The following is a 26,052-nucleotide window of genomic DNA, read 5'->3' as shown; positions in this document are numbered from 1 at the left end:
TACTTTGTCACGTATATAATTAGGAATTTTAGAAAATCGTTGACGGGGTGAGGGCAGCCGTGCTATATATTTGTCCATGGTGCTGATTTGCGCCACGACCCGCCTCCGAGGCGGGTTTTGTGTTTCTGGTGATGCCTTAAAGCAAGCGCGCCCACTCGTGCGAGACATCCCGAGTCCCTCGTATCTTTATCCGGTCTCAGTTTCCGACGATGGAACCCCTAGCCTGTTTACCAGTTGACAAGGTGCGTAGTTTACATACTCATGCGTGGTATGCATACGGTATCGGAACTGAGAACCTTCCGCAGTGCGGCTGCAGTGGCCGGGATGTCTCAAGAGGACATTGAGGACTTTGTAGACCACATTGCAGCGAACCCGGATGACGGCGAAGAGATCGTCGGGACTGGCGGCTGCAGGAAGGTAAGGTTTGCGATTCGTGGCAACAACAAAGGCAAGAGCGGAGGCGTTCGCACGATAACGTTTTACACGGGCAATGACCTGCCCGTTTTTCTCATAACCGTTTTTGGGAAAAGCCAAAAGGTCAATCTTACCAAGGCCGAGCGGAACAGTCTGAAGAAACTGACGACGGCTATTGTGGACGAATATGCGATGCGGGGTTCAAGCGCTTGCCGCAGGTGGAGAAAGAGCATGAGCAAGAAGGTATTCGATCAGATCGCGGAGGGCTTGCAGGAAGCGTTGGCCATCGCTCGCGGCGAGGCCGAGCCCTACAAGCTCCACATCCCTGCCGAAATAGACGTTAAAGCAATCAGAACCAAGACCGGCCTTTCGCAGAAGGATTTCGCATCGACGTTTGGATTCGGCTTTGATCAGTTGAAGCAGTGGGAGCAAGGACGCTCTAGGCCTGTCCAGGCCATGCGCGCATACCTTCTGCTGATCAACTCTCGGCCGGTCGAAATGGTCAACGCGCTGCGCGACCTTCACAGCGAGATTGTGAACGAGCCTTCGGTTCGTAAAGTCGGTTAATCGCCCCCTTTCGTCACGAAAGCGTGGGCGGAGCATTTGCATCTGAGATTTCGGAGCCGCGCGGCAACGACCCGCCGAGGCGGTTTTTTTGGTGATCTCAGCCTTGTTCCAGCACTGAAATGTGGGCGGAACAGCGCCCCCCTCTGTCCTGCCGGACATCTCCCCCTCAAGGGGGGAGATCGGCAGTTTCTGCGCTTCGCCTTTCCTTTCAACGTTGGCGATTGGCGAAAGCCGAGATGCCAGCCAATCTCCCCACTAGAGGGGGAGATGTCCGGCAGGACAGAGGGGGGCGCCAAGGAACGCAACATCCGCAAGAGAAATCCCATGCCCACACGCTACGCCACCATCATCACCGGAGATGACGGCCAAGAGATCGTCAGCGCCATTGGCGAATTCGAGGGCGCTGCGCCGCGGCCACGCCTCGGCCGTGTCGAGCCGGTGGCGCCGGATGTGCTGATCGGCATGGTGCGGGACGAGGCCGGCGGCTTCGGGTTCCCGCAAGCCGGCATCGCCGGGCACCTTGTCGGTCTCGTCATGGCGCGGCTCAAGGCGCGGGTTGGTGCGGCGGAGCCTGCCCAGGCGGCGAAGCCTGCCGGCGCGGCAAGGCCGAAGCGCGCCCCGCGGGCCAAGAAGCGGGCCAAGAAAAAATCCGCACGCTCGACGAAGCCGGCCAGCCGGGCCAGATCGGCGCCGCCGAGCATCGGTATTTCCGCTGCGGACGGCCAGGCCCATGACTGACAAGACCGCCGCCGGGCCAACGCGCCGCAAGCCGGCAAGGCGCAACCCCGCCGCCAGCCCGGTCGCGCGGAAGCCACGCCCGAAGCGTGCGAAGAAAACACTGGGCGATGATTTCCTGGCTGCCGTGCGCGCCGATTTCCGCGCGCATGGCGCCGGCGTCATTGCCGAGGTGCGGGCCGACAAGCCGGACCAGTATCTGAAGATCGTGCTTTCGGTACTGCCCAAGGATTTTGATGCCACGATCAACCAATTGGACGGCTTAAGCGATGACGAGATCCGCAGCCGCATCCGCGCCCTCGAAGCCGTCGTCAAACCGTTCCTCGAAGAGCTCGGTGATGTCCGCGAAGACGGAATATCTGGCGCTGCTGGCGGAGCTGGACCGCAGGCGCCGGACTAATCTTCTTGCCGCTTACAGGCCGTATCAACGCCAGGCCCAGTTTCACGCGGCAGGTGCCACCAATCGCGAACGGCTGTTCATGGCCGGCAATCAGCTCGGCAAGACCCGCGCCGGTGGCGCGGAATGGGCCATGCACCTGACCGGCCGCTATCCCGAATGGTGGCAAGGCAAGGTTTTTGACTCAAGCGTCAGGCTGTGGGCGGCGGGTGTGACCGGCGAAGGCACGCGCGACAATCCGCAGCGTGTGCTGGTCGGCCCGCCGCAGCAGCAGGCGGCCTGGGGCACCGGCATGATCCCCGCCGACGCCATCCTGCAGACCGCGATGGGCCGCGGCGCGCCGGGCGCGCTCGACAGCGTCGTGGTGCGCTGGGGCGGCGGCGGCGACGTGCAGGCCGATGAATCGGTGCTGTCGTTCAAGAGTTTCGAAAAGGGCCGCGAGAAATGGCAGGGCGAAACCCTGCACGGCGTCTGGTTCGACGAGGAACCGCCGCTGGACATCTATTCCGAAGGTCTGACCCGCACCAATGCGACGGGCGGTATAACGATCGTGACGTTTACGCCGCTGCTTGGGGTGTCGGATGTGGTGCTGCTGTTTTTGTCGGCGGCGCAGGTGGAGGGGATGGCGGGGGGTTGAAGTAGAGTCGCCCGCAAGGCGCCGGTGCTGTCGCAGCGATGGTCGGTATTTACCTCAACGCTGGAGAAATAGAGAGACCTTTAAACGAGGTGCAAAAAAGCAACGTAAATACAGCTGATTGGTTACGACGTAGGTATTTTCGCAGATATGGTATTGGTCATCTGGGGATTCCTGTACGCTGTCCGGTTGGATGATAAAATTATGCGGCAAATAGATGTAACCACCGTCAATTCTGGACCGCACCGAAGATATAGGTATGGCGCGGCAATCATAACTACAGCAACACTTGAATTTCATCTGCGGGTCAATTTTGTCTTCGTACCAATCATGGGCGCTAGCGGCTGTCGCGGCGGCGATACATATCGCCGTGAAGATGAATCTTCGCATGGCATTCCTCAAGCCTTCGGCAGGCGCTGCTCGTTGGAGCGTCTATGTATATTAGCGTCCCATTGAAAATACCCATTGGCCTCGACTGACCGACGCAGCTCCGGCAAGCGACGCTGAAAGACTAACCGGTCGAACGCGGTCGTTGAGAGTGATTGGTTTGACCCTTCCTGGCCATCAATGACCGAGGTCATCATGTCCCGTCACGTCACCTTCATGACCATCGACGATGCCGAGCACTATTCGCCACAGGAGCGCGCGGCGATCGTTGCCGCTTATCCCGCGCATGAGCGTGAGGCCCGCGCGCGCGGCATTCCGGTGCTGGGCTCGGGCCGCATCTTTCCGGTGGCCGAGGCGCTGATTTCCTGCGAGCCGTTCCGGCTGCCGCGCTACTGGCCCAGGCTAGGCGCGCTCGATTTCGGCTGGGATCATCCGTCTGCCGCGGTCGAGCTTGCCTGGGATACGGAGGCCGACGTCGTCTATGTCTCAAAGGCTGCCCGCGCTTCGCAGCAGACGCCGGCCATGCAGACGCTGACGCTGAAGCCGTGGGGCGAATGGCTGCCCTTTGCCTGGCCGCGCGACGGTCGCCGCGAGACGCTGGAAGGGGCGGGCGTGGCGCTCGCCCGGCAGTATTCAGCGCACGGGCTGAACATGCTGTCGCGCCACGCGCAATTCCCGGACGGGTCCGTCTCGGTCGAGGCCGGGTTGATGGAGATGCTCGACCGCATGCAATCCGGCCGCTTCAAGGTGTTTTCGACGCTGGCCGACTGGTTCGAGGAGTTTAGGCTGTTCCACCGCAAGGACGGCCAAGTGGTCAAGCTGCGGGATGATCTGATGGCGGCGACACGCTATGGCGTGATGATGCTGCGCGAGGCGGTGGTCGATCCGGCGGAGTTCAAGGCGGCGAGAAGGCCGGCGGGGCAGAGTGATCCGCTGGGGGCTTTTCGGTGAGGGGGCAAGGCTCCCACACTTCGTCATTCTCGGGCTTGACCCGAGAATCCATGCCGCGACATCAGCCGGGGAACGCGGCACGTCAGAATTCTGCGCCGTAGCAGCGCTCCAAGGTCACACAGGCAACTGTGTTCATGCGAAAGCTTTTTTATCCCGGATGATGGCGTTGAGGACGACGAGGAGCTTTCTTGCGACGGCGATGATAGCCAGCTTCTTTGAGCCTGAGCGGGCTGCGATGGCGCTGTAGAAGGTTCTGAAGCGCTCACAGGCGCGGATTGCGCCCAGCGCTGCCATGTAGAGGGCACGGCGCACGCGCGATCGGCCACCCTGGATCTGGCTTCTTCGGTTGAGCTTGCCGCTCTTGTTGTCGAAAGGGGCAAGGCCGGCGAGTGCTGCGATCGACTTGGGTGAACGCTGGCCGAGCTCGGGCAGATGCGCCAGCAGAGAGAATGCCGTGACCTTGGAGACGCCGGGCACGGAGACCATCAGCGCGTTGTCGCGGGCAGTATCCTCGACTTTGCCAATGGCTTCGGCGATCCGGCTCTCGATCCCCTTGATGCGTGTGTTGAAGGTGGCGATCAGCTCTTCGAGCTCGGCGATGACGATCGCGTCGAAGGCTTCGCCGCGATGCTTCTTCAACTCTGCCCGCATATCGACCAGTTGGTCGCGATGGCGGGCAAGCGATTGAAGGTGTTCACCTTCTTCGCGCGGCGCCGGCTCGGCTTCAGGGTGATAGCGACGGCCATAGCCGCTCAGCATCCTGGCATCGAGAGGATCGGTCTTGGCGCGTCGTGCCGTCGACTTCGCATAGTGGTGGGTGTGTGTCGGATTGTGCCGCGAGAAAGCGATGCCTGCCTTGGCCAGCGCATGGCGCAGCAGCCGGTCATGGACCCCTGTCGCCTCCATGACGACGAAGTCACGATCGGGGCAAAGGCCTGCCACATAGGCAGCGATCGCGTCGGCCTTATTGTCGATGCGCTGGCAGCGACTGCTTGCCTCATCAAAAAAATCGAGCCACTGCTTGGAGATGTCGCAACCGACATAGTTCTGCATTATCATGTCCACGCCTCTTCCTGTGGTGCGGGGTCTGCTTGTTACAGCCCCGTGCAACTGTTCAGGTTGATGGTTCACCGGTGGGAAGGGACCGAGCCATGCCGCGGCCTGTCCCGAAAGGGACGACCAGGATCCTCTCGGCCTCCTTCCCACCTCAACCATAGCACCGGAACTACACACAGGATCCTCGGGTCTGCGCTGCGTCGCTCCGCTCCTTGCTCCGCCATAGGATGACGAAGAGGTAGGGCGCCGGCCCTGCGCCTGTAGTCCGTAACACCGGAATTACGGTGCGGGACTTTCTGGGCGATATGTCGGCACAAAATATGCCAATCTCAGGTCGATCCATTGGAGGCAATGATGCCCAACCACGCGATGAGCCAGGCAAGTTTCCCGGAGATGTACGAGCGGTGGCTCGCAGGCCCTCTCTTCCGGCCGTGGGCCGAAATGATTATCGAAGAGGTGGCGTTGTCTCCAGGCGATCGTGTCCTCGACATCGCTTGCGGAACAGGAATAGTGGCCCGCGTTGCAAGGGAGCGGCTCGGTGACGCCGGATACGTCGTCGGCATCGACGTCAGTTCGGATATGCTTGCCGTTGCGCGCGCCGTGGCACCGAGCATCGACTGGCGCGAAGGCAATGCCAGCGCCCTGCCTCTCCATGACGGAGAGCAGTTCGACGTTGTCGTCTGCCAGCAGGGACTGCAGTTCTTTCCTGACAAGCCCGCGGCGGCAGCGCAGATGCGGCGGGCGCTGGCGAAGGGCGGCAGGCTGGCGGTAGCCACATGGCGATCCGACGATGAAATCCCGTTCTTTCGGGAACTGCGCCGCGTGGCGGAGCGCCACCTGGGCGCCATCGCGGATCAGCGGCACAGCTTTGGCGACGCGGCCCCCGCTGAGGCGCTGCTCCGGGACGCCGGCTTCCACGAAGTCCGGTTAACGACTGTATCGCGCACAATGCGCTTCCAGGACGGCGCACCCCTCCTGCGATTGAACACGATGGCCCTCGTCGGCATGAGTGCTGTCGGCAGGGAAATGGGCGATCAGGAACGCAAGCGCGTCGTGGAGGCCATCGTGAGCGAAAGTGCGCCCGCGCTGCGCCCCTACGCCGATGGATCGGGACTCGCTTTCGAGCTCAGCACCAATTTGGCGACAGCTGAAGGCTAACGTGTTCCATCGCTGCCCTGCTCTTTCGATCTTCGCGATCGCGACTTGCGAATTACGGTGACAGTGCATTTTTGTCGGGCGCAAACTGTCGGCGGGGCAGAGCGATCCGCTGGGGCTTTCAGGTGACGCCGCCGCCGTGAGTTACTCCACGATCTTCCAGTAGGAATCCTTGCGGATCACCTTGCCGTCGCGAAATGTGTAGAAGTCGCAACCCTGGACTTCCTTTTTCACGCCCTCGCGGGTGGTGCCGGTGAGGGTCCATTTCGACATGCCGGTATCGGCGGCCTCGTCCGCAAAGTGCTCTGATTTGCCGTAGTGGACATCGGGCAAGCCTTCGAAGCGTGTCGCCAGCGCGTCCCGTACGTTGCGCTTGCCCTCGCAACGCGTTCCCCAGGGCTCGGCTCCTCTCGGCATCTCCAGGACGCAGTCGTCGGCGAAGAACGCCATGATGCGCTCGAGGTCGTGCGCGTTGAAGGCTTCGCATAGCTGCGTCAGTGTCGATCGAATGTCCATTCGCCCGTCTCCTGGATAACCGATAGCGTGCGCGTTCGAAGTAGTCACTGGCGACGGTGCCGGTGAGGGTCCAATTCGACATGACGGTGTCGGCAGCCGCTGTCGCAGTCAGGCCCGAACTCCTGTATACTTAGCCGGGAAACAGGGAGGATAAGACCATGCCATTATACCTGACCCGGTTCAGCTACACGCCGGCAACTTGGGCGAAGCTCATCAAGAACCCGGAGGACCGCCGAGAAGCGGCGAAGCAGTACATTGAATCGGTTGGCGGAAAGTTGCACGGCTTCTGGTACGCCTTTGGTGAGCATGACGGATATAATCTGTGGGAGGCTCCCGATAACGTGTCCATGGCGGCTACTGCGCTCGCGATCGGCGCGGGTGGAGCGCTGAGTTCAGTCCAGACGACCGTCCTCCTGACCGTTGAGGACACGCTTGTGGCACTGCAAAAGGCGTCGTCGATCAGATATCGACCACCAGGAGAACAAACCTAAAGCGCGTCGCGTTTGAACGGATTCAGGCGACGCGCTTTAGGTTTTTGTTTTTATGCATGTCGTTCTCCCAAAACCGGGGCCACTTTTGGGCGACATGCATTAGGCGCCAACCGGACTAAACGCCATCACGGCATCAACCCTTTGAAACCGCCGGCAATTTTCTGCCGGGTGCGGCTTCCACCGCTCCGGTGCGCTCATGACCCTTCGCATCATACCCGCTACGCTCCGCGACCTCTCCTACATCGCCGCCAATCTCCGCCCCGAAGACCGCGCCGAGATCGACTGCCAGCTTGACCGTTGGTCGCCGGCGCTGCTGGCGCTGACGGCGCTGCAGGGGTTTGCCTATGTCGCCGAGTTGGACGGCAATCCGGAGGCCGGCTTTGGCGCCGCCGAGCAGCGCGGCGGGCTGTGGATCGCCTGGAGCTGGGGCACGCGCCGCGTGAAGCGCTGCGTGCCTGGGATTACCGGGTTCTTTCACACTGTGCTCGGGCCTCAGGTTGCGGCGCGGGGCGCCTGGCGGGTCGAGGCCCGGGCGCTGGCCGCCAATGAACTGGCGCTGCGCTGGCTCGGCCGGCTGGGCGCCACGCAACGCTGCCTGCTGCCGGGCTACGGCCGCAACGGCGAAGATTTTTTCCTCTATGACTGGACAAGAGAAGGCTGGAACCATGTGTCTGTTTCAAAAACCACCGGAACTGAAGCCGTTGCCGCCGGTGCCGACGGCGCAGGACAAGGACGTGCAGGCGCGGGAAGCCGCGCTTCGGGCTGAGCTCGAACAGCGGAACGGCACCGCCGGCACCATCAAGACCGACCTCGCGCCAGGCAGCCTCACCGGCCAGCGCCGCGTGCTGTTGGGGATGTGACCATGACCGCGATGAAGCGCAGTTTCAGGAAGCGTGTGTGGGATTGGTGGGTGTGGAGACGGCATGCACGGGTGATGAGAAGGCGGGGGTAATCTCCCCCCTTGCGGGCATATGCGCTAAGATAGGTGTTGCAGTGGGGAATCGGTTGTGATTCTACGCTGCGATGACTCACGAATCGCTTGTAGATGACGGCTGGGCCGAGACGATTGAGCTCCTCGGCGGTGAAGAGTTGATTGCAGGGAGTGCCCGCGAGACGAAGGCGTTTCTGCGGCCGCGGGGCGTCAGGTCGGCTACTGATCTGTTGCGCCTGACACTGGCTTACTGCCTTGGCAAGGTGGGCATGCGGGGCGTCGTGGCCTGGGCGGCGGCAAGCGGGATCGCCGACATCTCGGACGTGGCGTTGCTCGGCCGGCTGCGCAATGCAGGGCCGTGGCTGCAGCAGTTGATCGGGCACCTTTTGAAGCGCGAGGAGGAAGGCTTGCCTAAGGGCCGGCTGATCCGCATCCTCGATGCGACATCGGTTGCCAAGGCGGGTGTGCATGAGAAGAAGAACAATGGCCTTTGGCGTATGCACTGCGCCTTCGATCTTGAGCGCGAGCAGTTCGATTTCCTCGAGATCACCGACCAGAGCGAGGCCGAGCTGATCGACCGCGTGCCGGTGGTGCCGGGCGAGATCCGCATCGGCGACCGCGCCTATCTGCAGGCCGAGCGGATCGCAAAGGTCATGGCGCAAGACGGCGACGTTGTCGTGCGCGCGCCGTGGAAGAATGTGCGATGGCTCGACGCCAACGGCAAGGCGTTCGATCTCATCGGCCACCTGAAGAGCTGCCGGGAGGAGGTCATCGAAACGCCTGTCTGGCTGGGCCTCAAGAAGGGCGAGCCCCTGAAGATGCGCCTGATCGCCTTGCGCAAATCCGAGGCTGCGACACAAGAAGCGCGGCGCAAAATCAACAAGGAAGCCAAGGCCAAGGGCAAGCAGGTTCAACCGGAGACGCTGATTGCCGCCGGCTTTGTCATCCTTGTGACCTCGCTTGACCAGGAGGAGTTTCCCTCCGGCACAGTTCTCAAGCTCTATCGCATGCGCTGGCGCATCGAGCTCGCCTTCAAGCGTCTGAAGAGCCTGATCGGACTGCGCGCGCCTCCAGCCAAAGACCCAAGGATCGCAAAGCCTTGGATTCTTGCCCACTTCCTCATCGCGCTTGTGACCGAACCCCTTTCGCAGGAGTTGGGTGTCTCTCCCCCTTGAGCGACGGGCGCCCGCTGCTGTGGCGCGCCACCCGCCAGATCGTCGCCTCTCTGATCGCAGCGATCTTTGCTCAACCTCCCTTGGCAGCCCTGCGCCAAAATCTCCATGCCTTGCGACATCGATGGCGTGAGCCACCACGAAAGCGCAAATTTCAGTCCATGCCGAAGCTATCTTAGCGCATATGCCCCTCGAGGGGAGATGGCCGGCAGGCCAGAGGGGTCGGTACGACGGGACGCGACCTCCTGCGGCAGATGAAGTCGCGTCGGTCGCACCGACCCCCTCTGTCGCCTTCGGCGACATCTCCCCCTCGAGGGGGGAGATTAGCAGCGTCTCTCTCACGCCTTCTTCGCAAACGCCCAGACCATCAGCGGGTATTCCTCGTCGTTGCTGAGATCCCGCCATAGTCCGTAGGCACGCACGGGGCCGCCGATGTGGGCCCTGGCGCAGGCCTTGTTGCCCCAGCCGTGGACCTTGACGTTGGCTTCCGCGAAGCCGCCCTCGACCATCAGCTGCTTGAGGCCGGCGGGGGTCCATCTGTTGTAGTCGTGCGGTCTGGCGTGCACCCGAAACAGGAAGGGTGTCGCCACCATCGCCCAGCCGCCGGGCCGGGTCATGGCGTGGATGTTTTGCACCGCCGCCTGCGGCCGCTGCACATGTTCCAGCACCTGGTCGGCGATGACGATGGAATATTGCTCATCGGTGCGGTCCTTGCAGATGTCAAAGGCGGGGAAATCGACCGACCTGTAATTGGGGCACATCGCCCGCCAGTAGCGGTTCCAGCCGGGTGAGATCTCGATCACATCGGAAGCTTTGCGGTTTCCGGCTTCGAGAAAGAGGCTGAACGCCTCGATCTGGCGGATGCGCAGCCAGTTGCGGGAATCATAGCCAAGCAGCCGTTTGGCCACCTGTTTGCCGCGGTTTTTCAGGGTGCCGGCAAGGCTTGTCGTCACATCGACCTCCTCCAAAACCCCGCCGCAAGAAATTCGTAGCACCGCCAAGTGGGCAAAAGATGACAAGGCGCGACATCGACGCTGCCAATCTCCCCCCTCGAGGGGGAGATGTCGCCGAAGGCGACAGAGGGGGTCGGTACGACGGGACGCGACCTTCAGGCTTGAAAAGAGAATGCTAGCGCTCCACGCGAGACGACCCCCTCTGGCCTGCCGGCCATCTCCCCCTCAAGGAGGGAGATCAGCAGCTTCGCCGCCTGCTCTCAACTTTTTTCCATTCCTCACCTCAACGAGGCCTCCCATGACCGATTCCCGCGCCCGCGATATCCTGTCCCGCCAGTCCGAGCTCGAGAGCGAGCGCAGCCAGTATGAGGCTGTGTGGGAGCAGGTGGCGGAATTCTGCGACCCCGATGCGCCCGATATCTGGAGCGGCCGCCGAACCGGCAGCCCGGACTCGCAGGCCGAGCGGCAGGAGCGGCGCGGCGCCCGCGTCTATGCCAACACCATCAACTCGGCCGCCAACCGGCTGGCCGCGGGGCTGGAAAGCCTGATCATTCCGCAGTCGGAAAAATGGCATGGCCTGTCGACGGCGGCCATGAACGACGAGGAGACCGACGAGGAAAAGGAATGGGCGGAAGGTTTGCGCGATTTCCTGTTTGCGCTGCGCTACTCCGCCAATTCGAATTTCGTGCCGGCCACGCAAGCCTGCCTGCGCAATGTCGTGCGCTATGGCCCGGCCTATCTTTATGCCGAGGAAGGGTTCGGCGCCACGCTGATCCGCTACGCCTCGATCCCCGTGGTCGAGGGCTATCTCAGCCGCAACCGCTGGGGCCAGGTCGACATTTTCCACCGCCGCTACGAGCGCACGGCGCGGCAGGCGGCACAGCTGCTCGGCTATGACAAGCTGCCGGCGCGCATAAAAGTGCTGGTCGACGATCCGGCCAAAAGCGAGACGAAGATTTCGCTGACCCAGTGCATCCAGCCGCGCGACGAGCGCAAGATGTATCGGCTGGGCGGCCAGTACCAATATCTCGACACGACCTTCGCCTCCTACCACGTCATCGAGGACGAGGAGGAAATCGTGCGGGAAAGCGGCTTCCGCACCTTTCCGGTGTCGACCTTCAACTGGCGCCGCTATGAGGGCGACCCCTATGGCATCTCGCCTGCTATCGAGGCGCTGACGACCGTGCGCGAGGAAAACGCCGTGCGCCGCTCGGGGCTTCGCGCGCTGCAGCAGATCACCGATCCGGCGACCGCCTCGAAGGCCCGGCTCGACTATGTGCCGGTGCTCAACCCCGGCGAGAATTATCCCGGCCTGATCGACGACAATGGCAGGCCGCTGATCGCGCCGATCACCACCGGGCAGAACCCGACCTATGCCTTCAACTACGCGCAGAGCCGCGCCGACGAGATCCGCGACATGATGTTCGTCAATCTGTTCCAGACGCTGGTGCAGAACCCGCAGATGACGGCGACCGAAGCGCTGATCAGGCAAGAGGAAAAGGGCGCGCTGCTCGGGCCGTCCGGCTCGATCATCCAGGCGGGTTTTGCCACCAATCTCGACCGCGAGCTCGGCATTCTCGAGGACAAGGGGCTGTATGACGAGGACAGCCGCTTCCTGCCGCCGGAAAGCCTCGCCGGCAAGGCGGTGCGCCCCACCTTCACCGGCCCGCTCGACGTGCTGCGCCGCTCGGCCGAAGCGCGCGACACCATCCAGGTGGTGACGACGGCCATGCAGATGGCGCAGTTCGACCCCGGCGTCATGGACAACATCGACAGCGACGAGGCGATCAAGATCGTGCAGAGCGCCGGCCGCAGCCCGCAGCGCATTTTTCGCCGCAAGGAGGAAGTCGACGGTCTGCGCGATGCGCGCGCCAAGGCCAGCCAGGCGCAGGCCGGCATGGCGGCGATCGCCACCGCTGGGAAGGCCGCGAAGGATGCGGTGCCTGCAGCCGTGCAGGCGCGCGACAGCGGGTTGCTCGACGGGCTGCAAGACATGCTGGGCGGCGGTGGCCAAAGCGGGCAGCCCGTCGGCCCGGCGGGTAACGGCGCATGAGCCGGAAACGCTTCGCTCATTCCGGCCAGGCCGGCAGTCCTGCCAGGGCGCGGGATGCGCTGGCCAAGGCCTATCTCCGCGTGTTTTCCGGCGAGGACGGCGAGATGGTGCTCGCCGATCTCGCGGCGACGACCGGCTACTATCGCCGCCCGTCCTATGGCGAGTGGATGGCGCGGACGCGGACGCCCAATGGGTTCGAACTGCACAGCGCGCTGAGCAATGCGCGGGCCGAGGTGGTGCAGCACATTATGGGGTTTTTGACCCTGGACGAGGCGCAGCTTGCGGCGCTGGAGAAGGCGGCACGGGCGGAGGAGCGGTAGCCGTTCGCGGACGCTGGTGCCCTACGGCGCCCCCCTCTGTCCCGCCGACATTCCGATTAATCGGGCGCGCCCGAGATAGCGGTCGCTGCGCTCTGCGACGTGGTCGCGCTGACGACGAGGTCCACCGACCCACAAGGCAGCACCGCTGCTCCAGGATTTTTCCAGAAAAGTCGATCCGACAGAACTCCGCGACAGCCAGCGTGCGTGCGACCCGGCCGTGCCGTGATCGCCAGCGCAGCTTTTGTTCAAAGCCAGTTGGGCAGGAAAACAGCCAATGGTCCACATCATCCCCCTCTCCATTGCCCAGCGCCGGCTCGATACCGGCAATGCGGTGCAATACCCGCAGGGATCGTCGATCGGCGGCGCCATGCAGGGTCTTGGCGACCAGTTTTCCGCTGTCGCCGCGCGCTATCAGCAGATGAAGGACCAGCAAGAGGCGTTCGATGCCGAACTGGCGCGTCGCCGGTTCAACGGCCGGATCACGCAGGCGGAAGACGAGGTGGCGGCAAATGCGCCGGCCGATGGTGCCGGCCTGCATGAGACCATGTACGGCCAGGTCGATCCGCGCAACGGCCGGGTGGTCAAGACAGCCTGTTCGACACGCTGTTCGACGATGCATTGCCTGGTATGCCCGAGAGCCAGCGCGCCAACTTCGCCAGGCAGAAGGAGGCGATGCGCGCGGTTGGCGCGCGGCGCATGGCGCAGCGGCAGCTTCAGCGGCGTCAGGACTACGAGCAGGCGCAGGTCGACACGGCGCTCAAGACCAGCGCCATCGCCATCGGCAACGCCAACCCCGACGATCCCGTCACCTTCGAAGCAGCCCGCCAGGAAGGCCTCGACCTGATCGACAAGATGGGGCTCGACCCAGGGATCAGACAACAGAAGGTGAAGGATTGGTTCGGCACCGCGGCCAAGACGCGGTTCGAGGCGCTGATCGCCAAGGATCCGAAACGCGCGCTTGAGATGTTTGGTGTCGGGATGCCGGCCTCCGGCAGCGATGCCTTCGGCGACCGCCTCGGCAAGAAAACACCTGATGAAGCCGTGGCGCAGGCGTTTGAGGGCCGTGCTCCGACGCCCGATCCGATCGTGACCAAGCCGGCAGCCGACCATCTCGCCGACCTATCTCCAGATGACGTTCAGCGACTGATCGACCAGGCGCACGCCGCGACCACGGTCCAACTGATCGAGGCGCGCACCAACATCGCCCTCGCTTCGCAGAACGCCCCGGACGCAATCGCCAATACGGGCAGCTATTCCGGCAAGATGCCCAGCCCCGCTGACTTCGCGGCCGTTTATGGCGCCGAGGAGGGCGGCAATCGGTACCAGGACTTCAGCGTGAAGATGGATGTCGGCCGCCAAGCCTTTGGTATGCGGACGATGCCCAACCAGGCGATCCACGCAGCGCTGCGCGATGCGGAGCCTGGGCCGGTCAGCTCCAACGAAGAGCAGACACGGTATCGGGTTACGGCTGCCGCTGCGCTCAAGACTCTGGGCATGAGGCGGGCGGACCCTGCTGGCTACGTTCGCAAGGTCTTCCCCAATGTCGACGCCGCGTGGAAGGCGACAACGAGCCCAGACCACAAATCGGAGACCAGCAATCCGGCGGCGTACAGATGGGCCATCGCCGTCTCTGTCGCAGCCCAGAGGCAACTGGGCGTCGAGACCCCTCAACCTCTACCAAGGGCCGTTGTCCAAAGCCTTGCCGACACCTTTAGCGACGAAGACGTGCCGCAGGCTGAGAAGGACGTCATCCTGCATGATCTTCTGGCAGCAGCGCCCAATCCGGGTGCTCGCGAGGCCCTGTCTCGGCAATTGGATCAAGCTGGCCTTTCCGGGCCGACCCAAGTCGATCCGATCATCACGACTGCGACGGGGCAAGGACGGCCGCCATCGGCGCACCCTGGCGAACCCCGGTCTGCATTCCAACAAGCCGCGGACGACTTCGGCAACTATCTCAGCGAGAGTTTCGAGGCCCTGGGCCGAGCCCCGCATGACATTGGGTTGTTTCTCCGGGATCTGCGCGACGACCCGTTAGATGCGGTTGGTCAGCTGCCGGTTACTTCCGCCTCCGGAGCAACGGCCGGCGGGGTCGCAGGCCTTCGGTGGTTGGGCGCCAATTTCCTTAAAGGAGGAAAGATCTCCGATGAAGTAATTGATCCGGTTTTAAGATCCTTCTCCAAAAAATATCAAAAAGACATTCTTCAAGGAATATCCGAAATTAGTTGGAGTTGTATTTGTCCATCATCGGATAGAGCAAAAAGCACTAAAGATATACGCTGGAATTATGAACAAGGAGATGATGCATTCGCTTGAAAATCTCCGAGGAATACCGAAGCAATTGAATTCCACGTTGCATCTAAGTACCATTCGGCGCGAATGGGACGCGTTCTACAGGCAAAATCCCACGACCACATTGCAGAAGTTGCTAGAAAAAGCCACCGAAATAGATCAGAAATATGGCCACCTCTTCAATCCATCAATAGGTAAGAAATGAAATACTATTATCTCGAGCCAGAGGTGTCTGGCGGTTTTGGCGATAACGTCATTTTGGACGCTAGTGTTCATCCTCCTCTCATAACTCGTTTGCATTATGAGTTTGATGGATGGCTGGGCGATAGTATGGTGACGTCATTCCCGTGCTACCTTGTCACCGAAGATGTGAAAGAGAAAATTCTCAAGAGTGAATTTTCAGGCGTAACCTTCGATAAGGTCGAGGTGACCACTTCTGAATTGTTCGAGGAAATGCAACCGGACCAGAAGCTTCCGCCCTTCGTATGGCTGAAAGTGAACGGGGAGGCCGGTCGCGATGATTTCGGAATAGCGAAAGATCTTCGCCTAGTCGTTTCCGAGCGCATTCTCGATGCCCTCAAGCCATTGGGGATCTCCAATGCCTTGATTGAGCCTTTTGAAGCGTCTTGATGTGTTCTTAGCCTGGCGGCTCTTGGGAGGGGCGGCGTTGATGCGATGGATTGCTGGCCTGAGGGCGAAATTCGCCGAAGCGACACGTGAGGCGGCACGGAGGCATCCGACCGGGTCGATCGGATACTTTAAAATAAGGCCGAACGTCGCTGGCGGGATTGGCAAAAACACCGTTCTCGACCCGAGCGTCCATCCACCAATCGTGACCATATAGAACGGCATCGGGATGCCGGAGACCACAGACGCTGGGCTATACAAAGGTGGCAAGGGAGTTAGTCATGGAGCACACTGCCAAACCCGACTTAAGCAGCGTCACACGTCTGCCTCCGGCCGATGTCAGCACCGGCGACGATGAGCTTGATTCCGCCCGGATTGAGGCGCGCCAATATCTCGAATTCTACACATGGGTATCGGCCATCAAGGGTGAATATCTTGGTTACGGCGCGGAAGGGATAATCTATATTTTCCTCTTCGAGATAGAGACCAGCCGAGCGGATGTGAACCCATGGACATGGGTGATCGTCGGGGATGTGCCGCCGACGTACCTGCCAGCCGACGATGGAAAGACCCCATTTGAGGCGCTGGATGGGTATGTCGGTGCCCTTGAAGTCTGGGTCGAGGCCGCGCGCCAGGGAAAGTCAGTGGCGAAATTGATACCGGTCAATGTCGACGCAAATCCCGCCAACGCCGAAATGCTGGCCGGCCGCCTCAAATTCCTTGATGAGAAGATTTTGCCAGAGCTTAAAGGGTAATACGGACGATCGCTGCAAACTGGAATTGCGGTTGGCGGCGGCATCGCGAATTCTATCTCCGGTCAAGCCTCGCTGTCGTGGGGCTATCCCAACATGCGAGTGGCAGACGATGCCTCGAACTGCTTTCGGGGTAAGGGCGCCGGCATTGACGCTTACCTTCTCCCCTTGTGGGAGAAGGTGGATCGGCGCGTAGCGCCGAGACGGATGAGGGGTGCTGGACGGAGTGAGGCGCTGGCGATCGTGTCGCAAAGTCGCCTGTCGGAAAAGGGGTGTCGCCAAGCTGGAACACCCCTCATCCGGCCGCTGCGCGGCCACCTTCTCCCCAGGGGGAGAAGGGAAGATCAGCGCCTCAATAATCGCCGTTGTAATACCGGTCGTCGCACGGTGCCGTGTAGATGCGGCCGTAGCGGTCCTGGTAGCGGCACATCTGTTCGCCGCGGCGCTGCGGCGTGGTGGAGCTGCCGACGACCGCGCCGAGCAGGGCGCCGGCGCCGGCGCCGATGAGCGTGCTTTCAGTGTTGCCGCCAATGGCCTGGCCGACGAGGGCGCCGCCGGCGCCGCCGATCAGCGCGCCGGTTCCGGCGCGCTGCTGGCCCTCGGTCTGTGCGCAGCCTGCGAGTGCCGCGATCATCAGCACGGCGGCAATGGCTTTGTGAAAGTTCATGTGCGGTCTCCCTTGAAGGCCTGAATCCCTATGGCTCGTCCCGTGCGGTCGCATTGCGGCGGAACGGGGGCACGAGGCCTCACGATATAAGACATGGTTTCTCGGGCGTTGATGGACCGACGGCCGAAAACACCTCTTTCGAACAAGGCGCTAGCGCTGCTCCTTGTCAAAATGATTCAACCTTTCGATGGTCGGCCCGGTTGGGGCTTGATTGGTCGGGCTGCCAGAATTGCCACTGAAAAAATGGAGAAATGCCATGACCCGAGGTCTTCCCCGGACGCTTGCCCGTGCCGCCGCCCGCGAGGCCGGCCTTGCCCCGCCCAGGCCCGGCCTGAAAGCCGTCACCACGGGGCAGGGCGGATCGTACCGCACCGTCTTCACCTTCGCCGGCATGCAGGTGCCGGGCACGGATGCGCTGGCCTATGCCAGCCAGAAGATTTTTGATTTCGCCGACGGCAAGGTGCGCATCAAGGGCGGTACGGCAAGATTGCAGTTCGCCGTGCCGACCACCCGCGCGACGACCATCAACGACAATGCGGCGCTGACCTGGTCGCTCGGCTCAGCGCCTGCGTCGAGCGCGACGCTGGCCTCGACCATGGTCAATGTGCTGGCCTCGACCGCCCGCACGCTCGACGGTGTGGGCGCCGCACTGTCCACCGCCTCGGTCGCCGACATCGCCGCCGCCGCGACATTGGATGGCACGACGACGCCGATCGATCTCTATCTCAACCTGGCGTTTGCCACCGGCACGGATATCGACGCCGACGGGACGATTGCCGTGACGGGCACGATCACGCTGCTGTGGGAGAACTGGGGGGATGTTTAGCCGCTAATCTCCCCCCTCGAGGGGGAGATGTCGCCAAAGGCGACAGAGGGGGTCCGTGCGACCGGACGCGACTCCCTGTTTCGAGACAGACGAAGTCGGCGCTCAACGCGCGGCGACCCCCTCTGGCCTGCCGGCCATCTCCCCCTCAAGGGGGGAGATACCAAGCTTTGGCACCGGCTCCTATCCTCACACCTCAACAAAGGAACATCTCATGACAGATCTGGCAGACGCCGGGTCCGTGGCGGCGCGTGCGCAGCCGGCGGGCAACCCGGCACAGTCACCGGCAGGCGCGGACAACGGGTCCGCCGCGCCTGTCGCCAAAAGTTGGTTTGACGGTCTTTCCGAAGGCAACCGCAAGCTCGCTGAAACCAAGGGCTGGACCAAGCCTGAAAGCCTCGATCGGGTTTTCACATCCTATGCGGAGCTGGAGCGGCAGCAGGGTGAGAGCCTGCGCGTTCCCGCCCCGGACGCGCCTCGGGAAGACTGGGATAGGTTTCATGCCCGGTTGCCCGAGACCATGCGTCCAGTCACCTCGTCCGAAAAGGTCGAATACCTCAGGCCGGAAGGCCTGCCGGAAAACTTCGCCTATTCGGACGAACTCGCCAATGCCTCCAAGGCCTGGGCGGTCGAGGCGGGTGCTTCGCCGAAGATCGCGCAGGCCTATCACGACAGGTTCGTCGGCTACATGGCCGAGCAGGCGAAGGTGCAGGAGATCGCACTGGCTCGCTCGGTGGAAGCCACCCATGACGACCTTGTCAGGGACTGGGGACCGGCCGACAGCGACGGCTTTCGCCAAAAGCTCGAGGTCGCCAACCGGGCGATGAAGAAGCTCGGCCTGGTCGACGCCTACAAGGCGAAGGGCATCCTTCTGCCTGACGGGGCGCTGACCGATCCGCAGATCGCCAAGGCGTTTCAGGCGATCGGCGAGGCGATGTTCCGCGAAGACACGATCGATGGCGGTGCGGTCTTGAGCCGAGGCAATCCGTTCAAGCGCAATGCCGCCGGCGAACGCAACCTGACGGCCATTTCAGCCCTCGTCAAAAGCGACCCCGCCCGCGCCCGGCGGCTGGCTCGCGAGGCCGGGGAGAACCCGGATCAGTGGATGCCCAACAACCCGCGCTGAAGCTGTGTCGATATTCAGGTGATGCCGGCCTGCAAACGATGGCTTTCTGCGCTTCCGGTGCTCACGGACCCAAATGTCCGCTCCGCTCCGGTTCTCGAAAGTCAACGTTTTCGACTCGGCCTGACCTGAATCTCAACACACCTTCTCCGCCAAACCAACCTGAAGGAAGAGAAAAATGGCAGATGCCTACACCCGTATCGCGGACGCGATCGTTCCGTCCGTCTATGCGCAATATGCTTTCGAGGAACATGTCCAGTCGCTCGAAATCTACCAGGCCGGAATCCTGTTTTCCGACCCGGCCATCTCCTCGAAACTGTCGATGGGCGGCCGCTCGGTCGACATGCCCGGCTGGAAGGATCTCGGCAACGACCCGTCCGAACCGGTCAATGACGATCCGGCCGATTCCATCGAGATGAAGAAGATCGGCTCGCGCCGCGAGGTCGCCGCCCGCAATGTCCGCGCCCAGGCGTGGGGCGTTCCGGACCTGACCTCGATCCTGGCGGGCGACGATCCGCAGAAGCTGATCGTCAAGCGGCAGACCGAGTACTGGCAGCGCGCCAACAAGCTGACCTTGCTCGGCATCCTGAAAGGCGTCGTCGCCGACAACATCGCCAATGATGGCGGCGATCTTGTCCGCACCACCGGTGCCTCCATCGTCGACACCGACATCATCGAGGCCGCCTATCTGATGGGCGACCGCGCGGACAAGTTCAAGACGATCTGGATGCACTCCAAGCAGATGAAGGCGCTGAAGCTCGCCGACCTCATCGACTATGTGCCGTCGTCCGAGCAGGGCGGGCCGCTGATCCCCTATTATATGGGGCTGCGGGCCGTGGTCGACGACGACATTCCGCAGGCCGCGGGCGTCTACACCGCCTTCATGTTCAAGGACAAGGCGATCCTGTGGAACGAGCTGCCGGTCAACACCGAAGGCGGCCCGCTGGAGTTCGACCGCAAGCCGCGCCAGGGCCATGGTGGCGGCGTGACCGAAATGGTCGGCCGCCGGCATTTCGTGCCGCATGTGCCGGGCACCCGCTTCCTCGACGCCTCCTCGGCCGGCGAATTCGCCACCGATGCGGAACTCGCGCTGGCGGCGAACTGGGACCGCAGCGCGTCGAGCGTCAAGAACATGACGTTTATTGCGTTGAAGACAACCGAGGCCTGAGCGGGCCAGGGCGGGGGGCGGGGGCGATGAGCTCCCGCCCCTTGCCTATCTCGTACTGACAGCATTCCTTTGCGCCCCCCTCTGTCCTGCCGGACATCTCCCCCTCAGGGGAGATTGGTAGTTTCTGCGCTTCGCTTTTCCTTCAACGTTGGTGATTGGCGAAAGCCGAGGTGACGTCCAATCTCCCCACTAGAGCGGGATGAGATTAGTTTCGGTCATAGCCGGAGTTTTCGAAGTAGTGTGAGCACTCTGCCGGTGTGACGCGATTGAGGGTTTGGCCGATCGCGTCGCAGACGGCTTCGACGGTTCGGCTTGCGGCCTTTCTCAGCCAGTGCTTGAGCTTTGAAAAGAGCTGCTCGATCGGATTGAGGTCGGGCGAGTATTTCGGCAGGAAGAAGAGCCTTGCGCCGGCGGCGCGTATGGCGCGGCGCACCGCCTTGCCTTTGTGCGAGCCGAGATTGTCCATGATGACTATATCCCCCGGCTGGAGGGTCGGCGCGAGAACCTTCTCGACATAGAGGAGGAACCTCTCGCCGTTGATCGGCCCATCGATCAGCCAAGGCGCATCGACGCGATCGTGGCGCAGCGCGGCCAGGAAGGTCATGGTCTTCCAGTGGCCGTGCGGCACTTTGGCCTTGATGCGCTGGCCCACCGGCGCCCAGCGGCCTGACCTTCGCCTACGAGCTGCCGGCCGACTGCCTGCGACCGCTGCCGCTGACCCACAATGGCGAGCCGGACGGCGTGCCGATCTCCTGGCGCCAGGAGGCGGGGCTGATCTATTCCGACCGGTCTGGCCCGCTGACCATCCGCTACGTCGCCAACCTCACTGATCCGAACGACTGGGATGCGCTGTTCACCGAGGTGCTGGTGGCCGCTCTTGCCACCAAGGTGGCGCATCCGCTGACCCACAAATCGGGCATGATCGACATTGCCCGCTCGGCCTATGACCGGGCACTGGACGCCGGGCTCAACGCCAACGCCATCCAGCGCGGCGGCCGGCTCTACACCGCGTCGTGGTCCAGCCAGCGCGGCGACAGCAGGATTGTGCGCTGATGACAACGCTGTACCCGATCCAGGACGTCTTCACCCGCGGCGAGATCTCGCCGCGCCTGCACGCACGCGCCTCGCTCGATTTCTATCGGGCGGCGCTGTCGAAATGCGAGAACTTCGTCACCCTGCCGCATGGCGGCATCCGCAAGCGCGGCGGCACTTATTTTGCCGGCGAGGTGAAGATTTCCGCGAAGAAAACGCGACTGATCCCGTTCATCTTCTCGGCCGATCAGGCCTACGCGCTCGAATTCGGCGACCAGTATATCCGGGTCTACGCCTATGGCGCGCGCGTCGGCACGGTGGAGGTCGCCTCGCTCTATCTCGAGGCAGATCTGTTCGATCTCGCCTATGTCCAGTCGGCCGACCAGATGTGGATCACGCACAGGGATTATCCGCCGAAGGTTTTGACACGCACCGCGCACACGGCGTGGGCGCTCACCGATTACGAGATCGCCGACGGCCCCTATGATCCGATCAATGAGACCGCGACAACGCTGACGCCGGCCAGCTACGGCTCGTTTGTTCCGAAGATGAGCAGCCTGACTGTCCCAGGCGGCACGGTGTCCAGCGTGAATGCGACGGGCGATGCCTGGCAGTTGTTCGACAAAGACAGCAAGACAATGAGCGTGCTCACCGGGGGAACCGGGGCATGGGTTCAGTACCGGCTGGCAAGTTCCGCGCAAAAAGTGTGCAACGCCTACTGGATCCAAGCGCCGGGTGCTGCCGGTCGAGCAGAGGACATGCCGACCCAGTGGGAAGTGCAGGGCTCGAACGACGGCTCCACTTGGGTTACGATCGACTCGCAGCAAGGCCAGACAGGATGGAGTGCTTCCGAACGCCGGTATTTCGAATTCTCCAATAGGACGCCGTTCGAATATCTGCGGCTGGATTTCGAAGGTGGTGGCGGGCCGGACAGCACCAACGCGGCCCTCGCCGAATGGGCGCCGAACGAGGACGGCGACCTGATGACGCCGTTCAACCTGACGGCTTCCTCGATCGTCGGCATCAACAATGGCGCAGGGTTCCAAACCTCGGATGTCGGGCGCGCTATTCGCCTCTACGCTTCCGATGGCCGCTGGCGCTGGGCCAAGATCGCAGCGCACGCCAGCACCACAATCGTCACGATCCGCATGTATGGCCATGCCCTGCCAGACCTCAACCCGGTATCCCGCTGGCGGCTCGGCACGCTCGTGCCGGGGAAGTATATGGAGAGCGGCTCGCTCTATGAGGAACGCCTGGCTTTTAGCCGGAAGTTCTCCGTCTATGCCTCGGCCACCGGCGACTTCGACAATTTCGCGCTGGGCGAGAAGGACGACGACGCGCTGGAGTTCGTCCAGGCCGGCGGCGGCCAGGCCAACGACATCGTCTGGATCGCCGACAGCGACGGCGCACTCTTGATCGGCACCTCAGGCGGCATCCGCGCGCTTTCGGGCTCGGGCATAGATGAGGCGCTGACGCCGTCCTCGTTCAAGAATCGGCGTTCGCGCACCTTCGGCTGCGCCCGCATCCGCCCGGTCGATGCCGGCCAGTCGTTCCTCTATGTCACGCGTTCGCGCAAATCGATCGCCGAGCTGACGCAGACGGCGCAGAGCCGTTTTGCTTCGGACGATGTTGGCCAGATTTCCGAGCATATCCCGAAGAAGGGCGTGGTCGAACTGGCCTTCCAGACCGACCCCGACCCGTTGCTGTGGTTCCCGCTCGAGAATGGCGAGCTTGGCGGTTATACCCATCAGCCGAGCCAGGAGGTGCGCGGTATGCATCGGCATCGCCTGGGCGGCGCCTTTGGCGGGTCTGGCTGGGCGGTTGTCGAGAGTGCTGCGGTCACCCCCGGCCAGGACGGCAATGACGACCTCTGGCTGATCGTCAAGCGTACCATAGGCGGTGTGACCAGGCGCTATATCGAGATCAAGACCGCACCGTTTGAATATGGCGCCATCGCGGACGCCTTCGAGGTCGACTGCGGCCTCAGCTATACGGGCCTTCCCGTCACCACGGTGGGCGGCGCCATGCATCTCGCCGGCCAATCCGTCGATGTGCTGGCCGACGGAAAAGTCTATCGCGGGCTGACCGTCAGCGGCGGTGGCACTGTCACGCTGCCGGGCGGCTCGACCGCCGCCAAGTGGCAGCTCGGCCTGCCCTATGCGGCGGGCGCCGACACGCTGGAACTCGATGTTGGCGGCCGCGACGGCTCCATCATCGGCCGCCGCAAGAAGGTGGCGAAGGTGATCCTGTCGCTGCTCGAGACCGACACGACGGGGCTCCAGGTGCAGTCCTTCATGCGCGGCCGCTGGGAGCCGGTGCGCATGCCCTCGATCGTCGCGCCGGATGGTCGGGCACGCCTGTTCACCGGCAATGTCGAGGTGCCGATCGACGACAGCTGGGAAGGGCAGGGCCGGGTGAGGATCCGCCACGTCAACCCGACGCCCTGCACGATCCGCGCGTTCACGCCGGTGTTTGACGCCGAGCCTTAGCAGGCTGTTGAAAAAGGATCGGAGATACCCGGTTTGACTCTGATTTGTGCTTGGTCTGATTCTGATACGTTCCGTGAACAAAACAGTTTTTCAACAGCCTGTTAGAGCGCCGGCGTTGAAGTTGGTGATCTCCCCCCTTGAGGGCATATGCGCTAAGATAGCTTCGGCATGGACTGAAATTTGCGCTTTCGTGGTGGCTCACGCCATCGATGTCGCAAGGCATGGAGATTTTGGCGCAGGGCTGCCAAGGGAGGTTGAGCAAAGATCGCTGCGATCAGAGAGGCGACGATCTGGCGGGTGGCGCGCCACAGCAGCGGGCGCCCGTCGCTCAAGGGGGAGAGACACCCAACTCCTGCGAAAGGGGTTCGGTCACAAGCGCGATGAGGAAGTGGGCAAGAATCCAAGGCTTTGCGATCCTTGGGTCTTTGGCTGGAGGCGCGCGCAGTCCGATCAGGCTCTTCAGACGCTTGAAGGCGAGCTCGATGCGCCAGCGCATGCGATAGAGCTTGAGAACTGTGCCGGAGGGAAACTCCTCCTGGTCAAGCGAGGTCACAAGGATGACAAAGCCGGCGGCAATCAGCGTCTCCGGTTGAACCTGCTTGCCCTTGGCCTTGGCTTCCTTGTTGATTTTGCGCCGCGCTTCTTGTGTCGCAGCCTCGGATTTGCGCAAGGCGATCAGGCGCATCTTCAGGGGCTCGCCCTTCTTGAGGCCCAGCCAGACAGGCGTTTCGATGACCTCCTCCCGGCAGCTCTTCAGGTGGCCGATGAGATCGAACGCCTTGCCGTTGGCGTCGAGCCATCGCACATTCTTCCACGGCGCGCGCACGACAACGTCGCCGTCTTGCGCCATGACCTTTGCGATCCGCTCGGCCTGCAGATAGGCGCGGTCGCCGATGCGGATCTCGCCCGGCACCACCGGCACGCGGTCGATCAGCTCGGCCTCGCTCTGGTCGGTGATCTCGAGGAAATCGAACTGCTCGCGCTCAAGATCGAAGGCGCAGTGCATACGCCAAAGGCCATTGTTCTTCTTCTCATGCACACCCGCCTTGGCAACCGATGTCGCATCGAGGATGCGGATCAGCCGGCCCTTAGGCAAGCCTTCCTCCTCGCGCTTCAAAAGGTGCCCGATCAACTGCTGCAGCCACGGCCCTGCATTGCGCAGCCGGCCGAGCAACGCCACGTCCGAGATGTCGGCGATCCCGCTTGCCGCCGCCCAGGCCACGACGCCCCGCATGCCCACCTTGCCAAGGCAGTAAGCCAGTGTCAGGCGCAACAGATCAGTAGCCGACCTGACGCCCCGCGGCCGCAGAAACGCCTTCGTCTCGCGGGCACTCCCTGCAATCAACTCTTCACCGCCGAGGAGCTCAATCGTCTCGGCCCAGCCGTCATCTACAAGCGATTCGTGAGTCATCGCAGCGTAGAATCACAACCGATTCCCCACTGCAACACCTATCTTAGCGCATATGCCCTTGTGGGGGAGATGTCGCCAAAGGCGACAGAGGGGGTCGGCACGACGGGACGCGACCTCCTACGTTGAAAAGAGGATGCCAGCGCTCCACGCGAAGCGCCAATCTTCATCTGTCGCAGAAGGTCGCATCCGGTCGTGCCGACCCCCTCTGGCCTGCCGGCCATCTCCCCCTCGAGGGGGGAGATAACCCGCTGCCGCCCCGCACTCCATCCACAAGGACACTCCCCAATGACATCCCCCCATGCCGAGCAACTCGGCAGGGCGCGGACGGCTGCCGAATTCGCTGCCGTCATCGCCTTGCTCGACATCGACCTCAACGATGCGATCGCCCGCAGAGCCGAGCTGGCGGAGGCCGAGGACCGTGCGGTCTTCGGCGATGGCGACCTGGCCGCCGCGCGTGCAGTCCTCGACGACTGCAACGACCAAATCGCCCTTCTGGAAAAAACTATCGACGCTGCCGGCAAGCGCCGCGCGGAGGCCGCGCAGGGTGAAGCCCGGGCCGACATCGCCGCGCTTGGCGACGAGATCAAAGCCAGGGCAGCAACGCTCGGCGAGCGTTGGCGCAGCGCTCACCGGCTGGTCGAGCAATTGCGCCAGCAACTGTTCGAGGCCGATGCACTCGCCCGCGCCATTGCCACCGCCAACGGCCTGTTCGACGCCGCCGGCGTCACCGAGCTGAAGGTCAACCTGACCACCTCTCGCCGCGTCGCCATGGCGGGTCCGCGTGCCGCCGCACCCGCCCGCCTCAGCCGGCCGGCATTGCAGGCCGACAGGCTGTTGCTGTCCTTCCTCAGCCCGGGCGGCGCGCTCGACCCGCGCCACGCCGCTCGGGGCGCCGGTCGACAGCGTCAAAAGCAAATTCATCCCCGCAAGCCCTCCCTT

At 62.8% G+C, this 26,052-nt stretch carries 25 protein-coding genes and 1 pseudogene; 19 read left to right on the top strand and 7 right to left on the bottom strand.

Annotated features, from left to right (window positions below; all coding sequences use genetic code 11):
- Positions 1 to 324: 324 nt before the first annotated feature.
- The 5 genes from ACFOJ9_RS21345 to ACFOJ9_RS21325 all read left to right on the top strand — a co-directional run bounded on the left by ACFOJ9_RS21345 (position 325) and on the right by ACFOJ9_RS21325 (position 4,085).
- Entirely contained in the window at positions 325 to 981 is a 657-nt protein-coding gene (locus tag ACFOJ9_RS21345; RefSeq protein WP_378981044.1) for a type II toxin-antitoxin system RelE/ParE family toxin, read from the top strand.
- Positions 982 to 1,248: 267 nt separating this feature from the next.
- Complete coding sequence (locus ACFOJ9_RS21340; RefSeq protein WP_378981042.1) at positions 1,249 to 1,719, top strand: hypothetical protein; 471 nt, start codon at positions 1,249 to 1,251, stop codon at positions 1,717 to 1,719.
- Positions 1,712 to 2,116, top strand: a complete 405-nt coding sequence (locus ACFOJ9_RS21335; RefSeq protein WP_378981040.1) for a hypothetical protein — start codon at positions 1,712 to 1,714, stop codon at positions 2,114 to 2,116. The genes ACFOJ9_RS21340 and ACFOJ9_RS21335 overlap by 8 nt, the downstream gene beginning before the upstream one ends.
- Complete coding sequence (locus tag ACFOJ9_RS21330; RefSeq protein ID WP_378981038.1) at positions 2,055 to 2,750, top strand: terminase large subunit domain-containing protein; 696 nt, start codon at positions 2,055 to 2,057, stop codon at positions 2,748 to 2,750. Before ACFOJ9_RS21335 ends, ACFOJ9_RS21330 begins: the two co-directional genes overlap by 62 nt.
- A 579-nt stretch (positions 2,751 to 3,329) precedes the next feature.
- Positions 3,330 to 4,085 (top strand): phage terminase large subunit family protein, encoded by a 756-nt coding sequence (locus tag ACFOJ9_RS21325; RefSeq protein ID WP_378981037.1) that lies wholly within the window; start codon positions 3,330 to 3,332, stop codon positions 4,083 to 4,085.
- 132 nt (positions 4,086 to 4,217) lie between these two features.
- Here ACFOJ9_RS21325 and ACFOJ9_RS21320 read toward each other — a convergent pair whose 3' ends face one another.
- Complete coding sequence (locus ACFOJ9_RS21320; protein ID WP_378987930.1) at positions 4,218 to 5,144, bottom strand: IS110 family transposase; 927 nt, start codon at positions 5,142 to 5,144, stop codon at positions 4,218 to 4,220.
- Positions 5,145 to 5,495: 351 nt separating this feature from the next.
- Here ACFOJ9_RS21320 and ACFOJ9_RS21315 point away from each other — a divergent pair, with 351 nt between their 5' ends.
- Complete coding sequence (locus ACFOJ9_RS21315; RefSeq protein ID WP_378981035.1) at positions 5,496 to 6,299, top strand: class I SAM-dependent methyltransferase; 804 nt, start codon at positions 5,496 to 5,498, stop codon at positions 6,297 to 6,299.
- Positions 6,300 to 6,440: 141 nt separating this feature from the next.
- On the opposite strand, the gene ACFOJ9_RS21310 is transcribed toward ACFOJ9_RS21315, so the two are convergent.
- Entirely contained in the window at positions 6,441 to 6,812 is a 372-nt protein-coding gene (locus ACFOJ9_RS21310; protein WP_378981033.1) for a nuclear transport factor 2 family protein, read from the bottom strand.
- Between the two features lie 158 nt (positions 6,813 to 6,970).
- On the opposite strand from ACFOJ9_RS21310, the gene ACFOJ9_RS21305 reads away from it, so the two are divergent.
- The 3 genes from ACFOJ9_RS21305 (at position 6,971) to ACFOJ9_RS21295 (ending at position 9,409) form a co-directional block, all read left to right on the top strand.
- Positions 6,971 to 7,303: a GYD domain-containing protein gene (locus ACFOJ9_RS21305; RefSeq protein WP_378981031.1), complete on the top strand. Its 333-nt coding sequence runs from the start codon at positions 6,971 to 6,973 to the stop codon at positions 7,301 to 7,303.
- Between the two features lie 196 nt (positions 7,304 to 7,499).
- On the top strand, positions 7,500 to 8,069 hold the full coding sequence (locus ACFOJ9_RS21300) for a hypothetical protein (protein ID WP_378981029.1): 570 nt from the start codon (positions 7,500 to 7,502) through the stop codon (positions 8,067 to 8,069).
- Positions 8,070 to 8,326: 257 nt separating this feature from the next.
- The gene (locus tag ACFOJ9_RS21295) at positions 8,327 to 9,409 is read left to right on the top strand and encodes a transposase (protein ID WP_056580349.1); all 1,083 of its coding nucleotides are present in this window, start codon (positions 8,327 to 8,329) and stop codon (positions 9,407 to 9,409) included.
- Between the two features lie 335 nt (positions 9,410 to 9,744).
- Here the strand turns inward: ACFOJ9_RS21295 and ACFOJ9_RS21290 are convergent, their stop codons facing one another.
- Positions 9,745 to 10,359: a class I SAM-dependent methyltransferase gene (locus ACFOJ9_RS21290; protein WP_378981027.1), complete on the bottom strand. Its 615-nt coding sequence runs from the start codon at positions 10,357 to 10,359 to the stop codon at positions 9,745 to 9,747.
- A gap of 298 nt (positions 10,360 to 10,657) precedes the next feature.
- Here ACFOJ9_RS21290 and ACFOJ9_RS21285 point away from each other — a divergent pair, with 298 nt between their 5' ends.
- The 5 genes from ACFOJ9_RS21285 to ACFOJ9_RS21265 all read left to right on the top strand — a co-directional run bounded on the left by ACFOJ9_RS21285 (position 10,658) and on the right by ACFOJ9_RS21265 (position 16,403).
- Complete coding sequence (locus ACFOJ9_RS21285) at positions 10,658 to 12,412, top strand: portal protein (protein ID WP_378981025.1); 1,755 nt, start codon at positions 10,658 to 10,660, stop codon at positions 12,410 to 12,412.
- The gene (locus ACFOJ9_RS21280; protein ID WP_378981023.1) at positions 12,409 to 12,732 is read left to right on the top strand and encodes a Bbp19 family protein; all 324 of its coding nucleotides are present in this window, start codon (positions 12,409 to 12,411) and stop codon (positions 12,730 to 12,732) included. Before ACFOJ9_RS21285 ends, ACFOJ9_RS21280 begins: the two co-directional genes overlap by 4 nt.
- A gap of 696 nt (positions 12,733 to 13,428) precedes the next feature.
- A complete protein-coding gene (locus ACFOJ9_RS21275; RefSeq protein WP_378981021.1) occupies positions 13,429 to 15,045 on the top strand; it encodes a hypothetical protein in 1,617 nt (538 codons plus the stop codon).
- Between the two features lie 177 nt (positions 15,046 to 15,222).
- A complete protein-coding gene (locus ACFOJ9_RS21270) occupies positions 15,223 to 15,651 on the top strand; it encodes a hypothetical protein (RefSeq protein WP_378981019.1) in 429 nt (142 codons plus the stop codon).
- A gap of 278 nt (positions 15,652 to 15,929) precedes the next feature.
- Positions 15,930 to 16,403 (top strand): hypothetical protein, encoded by a 474-nt coding sequence (locus ACFOJ9_RS21265; protein WP_378981017.1) that lies wholly within the window; start codon positions 15,930 to 15,932, stop codon positions 16,401 to 16,403.
- 349 nt (positions 16,404 to 16,752) lie between these two features.
- Here ACFOJ9_RS21265 and ACFOJ9_RS21260 read toward each other — a convergent pair whose 3' ends face one another.
- Positions 16,753 to 17,067, bottom strand: a complete 315-nt coding sequence (locus ACFOJ9_RS21260; protein ID WP_378981015.1) for a YMGG-like glycine zipper-containing protein — start codon at positions 17,065 to 17,067, stop codon at positions 16,753 to 16,755.
- A gap of 256 nt (positions 17,068 to 17,323) precedes the next feature.
- Here ACFOJ9_RS21260 and ACFOJ9_RS21255 point away from each other — a divergent pair, with 256 nt between their 5' ends.
- The 3 genes from ACFOJ9_RS21255 to ACFOJ9_RS21245 all read left to right on the top strand — a co-directional run bounded on the left by ACFOJ9_RS21255 (position 17,324) and on the right by ACFOJ9_RS21245 (position 20,181).
- A complete protein-coding gene (locus tag ACFOJ9_RS21255) occupies positions 17,324 to 17,893 on the top strand; it encodes a hypothetical protein (protein WP_378981013.1) in 570 nt (189 codons plus the stop codon).
- 211 nt (positions 17,894 to 18,104) lie between these two features.
- Positions 18,105 to 19,016, top strand: coding sequence for a hypothetical protein (locus ACFOJ9_RS21250; protein ID WP_378981011.1), 912 nt, complete (start codon positions 18,105 to 18,107; stop codon positions 19,014 to 19,016).
- 175 nt (positions 19,017 to 19,191) lie between these two features.
- Positions 19,192 to 20,181, top strand: a complete 990-nt coding sequence (locus ACFOJ9_RS21245) for a Coat protein (protein WP_378981009.1) — start codon at positions 19,192 to 19,194, stop codon at positions 20,179 to 20,181.
- A 205-nt stretch (positions 20,182 to 20,386) separates the two neighbouring features.
- Here ACFOJ9_RS21245 and ACFOJ9_RS21240 read toward each other — a convergent pair.
- Positions 20,387 to 20,842 (bottom strand): annotated as a pseudogene (locus ACFOJ9_RS21240) (IS630 family transposase); the annotation flags it as partial.
- Between the two features lie 80 nt (positions 20,843 to 20,922).
- On the opposite strand from ACFOJ9_RS21240, the gene ACFOJ9_RS21235 reads away from it, so the two are divergent.
- Both ACFOJ9_RS21235 and ACFOJ9_RS21230 read left to right on the top strand, forming a co-directional pair.
- Complete coding sequence (locus ACFOJ9_RS21235) at positions 20,923 to 21,234, top strand: hypothetical protein (protein ID WP_378981007.1); 312 nt, start codon at positions 20,923 to 20,925, stop codon at positions 21,232 to 21,234.
- Positions 21,234 to 23,702 (top strand): hypothetical protein, encoded by a 2,469-nt coding sequence (locus ACFOJ9_RS21230; RefSeq protein WP_378981005.1) that lies wholly within the window; start codon positions 21,234 to 21,236, stop codon positions 23,700 to 23,702. The genes ACFOJ9_RS21235 and ACFOJ9_RS21230 overlap by 1 nt, the downstream gene beginning before the upstream one ends.
- Positions 23,703 to 24,030: 328 nt before the next feature.
- Here the strand turns inward: ACFOJ9_RS21230 and ACFOJ9_RS21225 are convergent, their stop codons facing one another.
- Both ACFOJ9_RS21225 and ACFOJ9_RS21220 read right to left on the bottom strand, forming a co-directional pair.
- Positions 24,031 to 25,113: a transposase gene (locus tag ACFOJ9_RS21225; protein ID WP_056580349.1), complete on the bottom strand. Its 1,083-nt coding sequence runs from the start codon at positions 25,111 to 25,113 to the stop codon at positions 24,031 to 24,033.
- 117 nt (positions 25,114 to 25,230) lie between these two features.
- A complete protein-coding gene (locus ACFOJ9_RS21220) occupies positions 25,231 to 26,034 on the bottom strand; it encodes a hypothetical protein (RefSeq protein ID WP_378981003.1) in 804 nt (267 codons plus the stop codon).
- Positions 26,035 to 26,052 lie beyond the last annotated feature (18 nt).

Origin of the sequence: Mesorhizobium cantuariense, from assembly GCF_042647205.1 — a bacterium.
Taxonomy (GTDB): Bacteria; Pseudomonadota; Alphaproteobacteria; order Rhizobiales; family Rhizobiaceae; genus Mesorhizobium; species Mesorhizobium cantuariense.
This window is presented reverse-complemented; position numbering and strand designations above follow the sequence as displayed.

What these genes read in the sequence shown, in the direction of transcription:
- ACFOJ9_RS21345 (WP_378981044.1), top strand. Translation starts at nt 325, where the DNA reads ATGTCTCAAGAGGACATTGAGGACTTTGTAGACCACATTGCAGCGAAC.
- ACFOJ9_RS21340 (WP_378981042.1), top strand. Translation starts at nt 1,249, where the DNA reads ATGTCCGGCAGGACAGAGGGGGGCGCCAAGGAACGCAACATCCGCAAG.
- ACFOJ9_RS21335 (WP_378981040.1), top strand. Translation starts at nt 1,712, where the DNA reads ATGACTGACAAGACCGCCGCCGGGCCAACGCGCCGCAAGCCGGCAAGG.
- ACFOJ9_RS21330 (WP_378981038.1), top strand. Translation starts at nt 2,055, where the DNA reads ATGTCCGCGAAGACGGAATATCTGGCGCTGCTGGCGGAGCTGGACCGC.
- ACFOJ9_RS21325 (WP_378981037.1), top strand. Translation starts at nt 3,330, where the DNA reads ATGTCCCGTCACGTCACCTTCATGACCATCGACGATGCCGAGCACTAT.
- ACFOJ9_RS21320 (WP_378987930.1), bottom strand. Translation starts at nt 5,144, where the DNA reads ATGATAATGCAGAACTATGTCGGTTGCGACATCTCCAAGCAGTGGCTC.
- ACFOJ9_RS21315 (WP_378981035.1), top strand. Translation starts at nt 5,496, where the DNA reads ATGCCCAACCACGCGATGAGCCAGGCAAGTTTCCCGGAGATGTACGAG.
- ACFOJ9_RS21310 (WP_378981033.1), bottom strand. Translation starts at nt 6,812, where the DNA reads ATGGACATTCGATCGACACTGACGCAGCTATGCGAAGCCTTCAACGCG.
- ACFOJ9_RS21305 (WP_378981031.1), top strand. Translation starts at nt 6,971, where the DNA reads ATGCCATTATACCTGACCCGGTTCAGCTACACGCCGGCAACTTGGGCG.
- ACFOJ9_RS21300 (WP_378981029.1), top strand. Translation starts at nt 7,500, where the DNA reads ATGACCCTTCGCATCATACCCGCTACGCTCCGCGACCTCTCCTACATC.
- ACFOJ9_RS21295 (WP_056580349.1), top strand. Translation starts at nt 8,327, where the DNA reads ATGACTCACGAATCGCTTGTAGATGACGGCTGGGCCGAGACGATTGAG.
- ACFOJ9_RS21285 (WP_378981025.1), top strand. Translation starts at nt 10,658, where the DNA reads ATGACCGATTCCCGCGCCCGCGATATCCTGTCCCGCCAGTCCGAGCTC.
- ACFOJ9_RS21280 (WP_378981023.1), top strand. Translation starts at nt 12,409, where the DNA reads ATGAGCCGGAAACGCTTCGCTCATTCCGGCCAGGCCGGCAGTCCTGCC.
- ACFOJ9_RS21275 (WP_378981021.1), top strand. Translation starts at nt 13,429, where the DNA reads ATGGCGCAGCGGCAGCTTCAGCGGCGTCAGGACTACGAGCAGGCGCAG.
- ACFOJ9_RS21270 (WP_378981019.1), top strand. Translation starts at nt 15,223, where the DNA reads ATGAAATACTATTATCTCGAGCCAGAGGTGTCTGGCGGTTTTGGCGAT.
- ACFOJ9_RS21265 (WP_378981017.1), top strand. Translation starts at nt 15,930, where the DNA reads ATGGAGCACACTGCCAAACCCGACTTAAGCAGCGTCACACGTCTGCCT.
- ACFOJ9_RS21260 (WP_378981015.1), bottom strand. Translation starts at nt 17,067, where the DNA reads ATGAACTTTCACAAAGCCATTGCCGCCGTGCTGATGATCGCGGCACTC.
- ACFOJ9_RS21255 (WP_378981013.1), top strand. Translation starts at nt 17,324, where the DNA reads ATGACCCGAGGTCTTCCCCGGACGCTTGCCCGTGCCGCCGCCCGCGAG.
- ACFOJ9_RS21250 (WP_378981011.1), top strand. Translation starts at nt 18,105, where the DNA reads ATGACAGATCTGGCAGACGCCGGGTCCGTGGCGGCGCGTGCGCAGCCG.
- ACFOJ9_RS21245 (WP_378981009.1), top strand. Translation starts at nt 19,192, where the DNA reads ATGGCAGATGCCTACACCCGTATCGCGGACGCGATCGTTCCGTCCGTC.
- ACFOJ9_RS21230 (WP_378981005.1), top strand. Translation starts at nt 21,234, where the DNA reads ATGACAACGCTGTACCCGATCCAGGACGTCTTCACCCGCGGCGAGATC.
- ACFOJ9_RS21225 (WP_056580349.1), bottom strand. Translation starts at nt 25,113, where the DNA reads ATGACTCACGAATCGCTTGTAGATGACGGCTGGGCCGAGACGATTGAG.
- ACFOJ9_RS21220 (WP_378981003.1), bottom strand. Translation starts at nt 26,034, where the DNA reads ATGAATTTGCTTTTGACGCTGTCGACCGGCGCCCCGAGCGGCGTGGCG.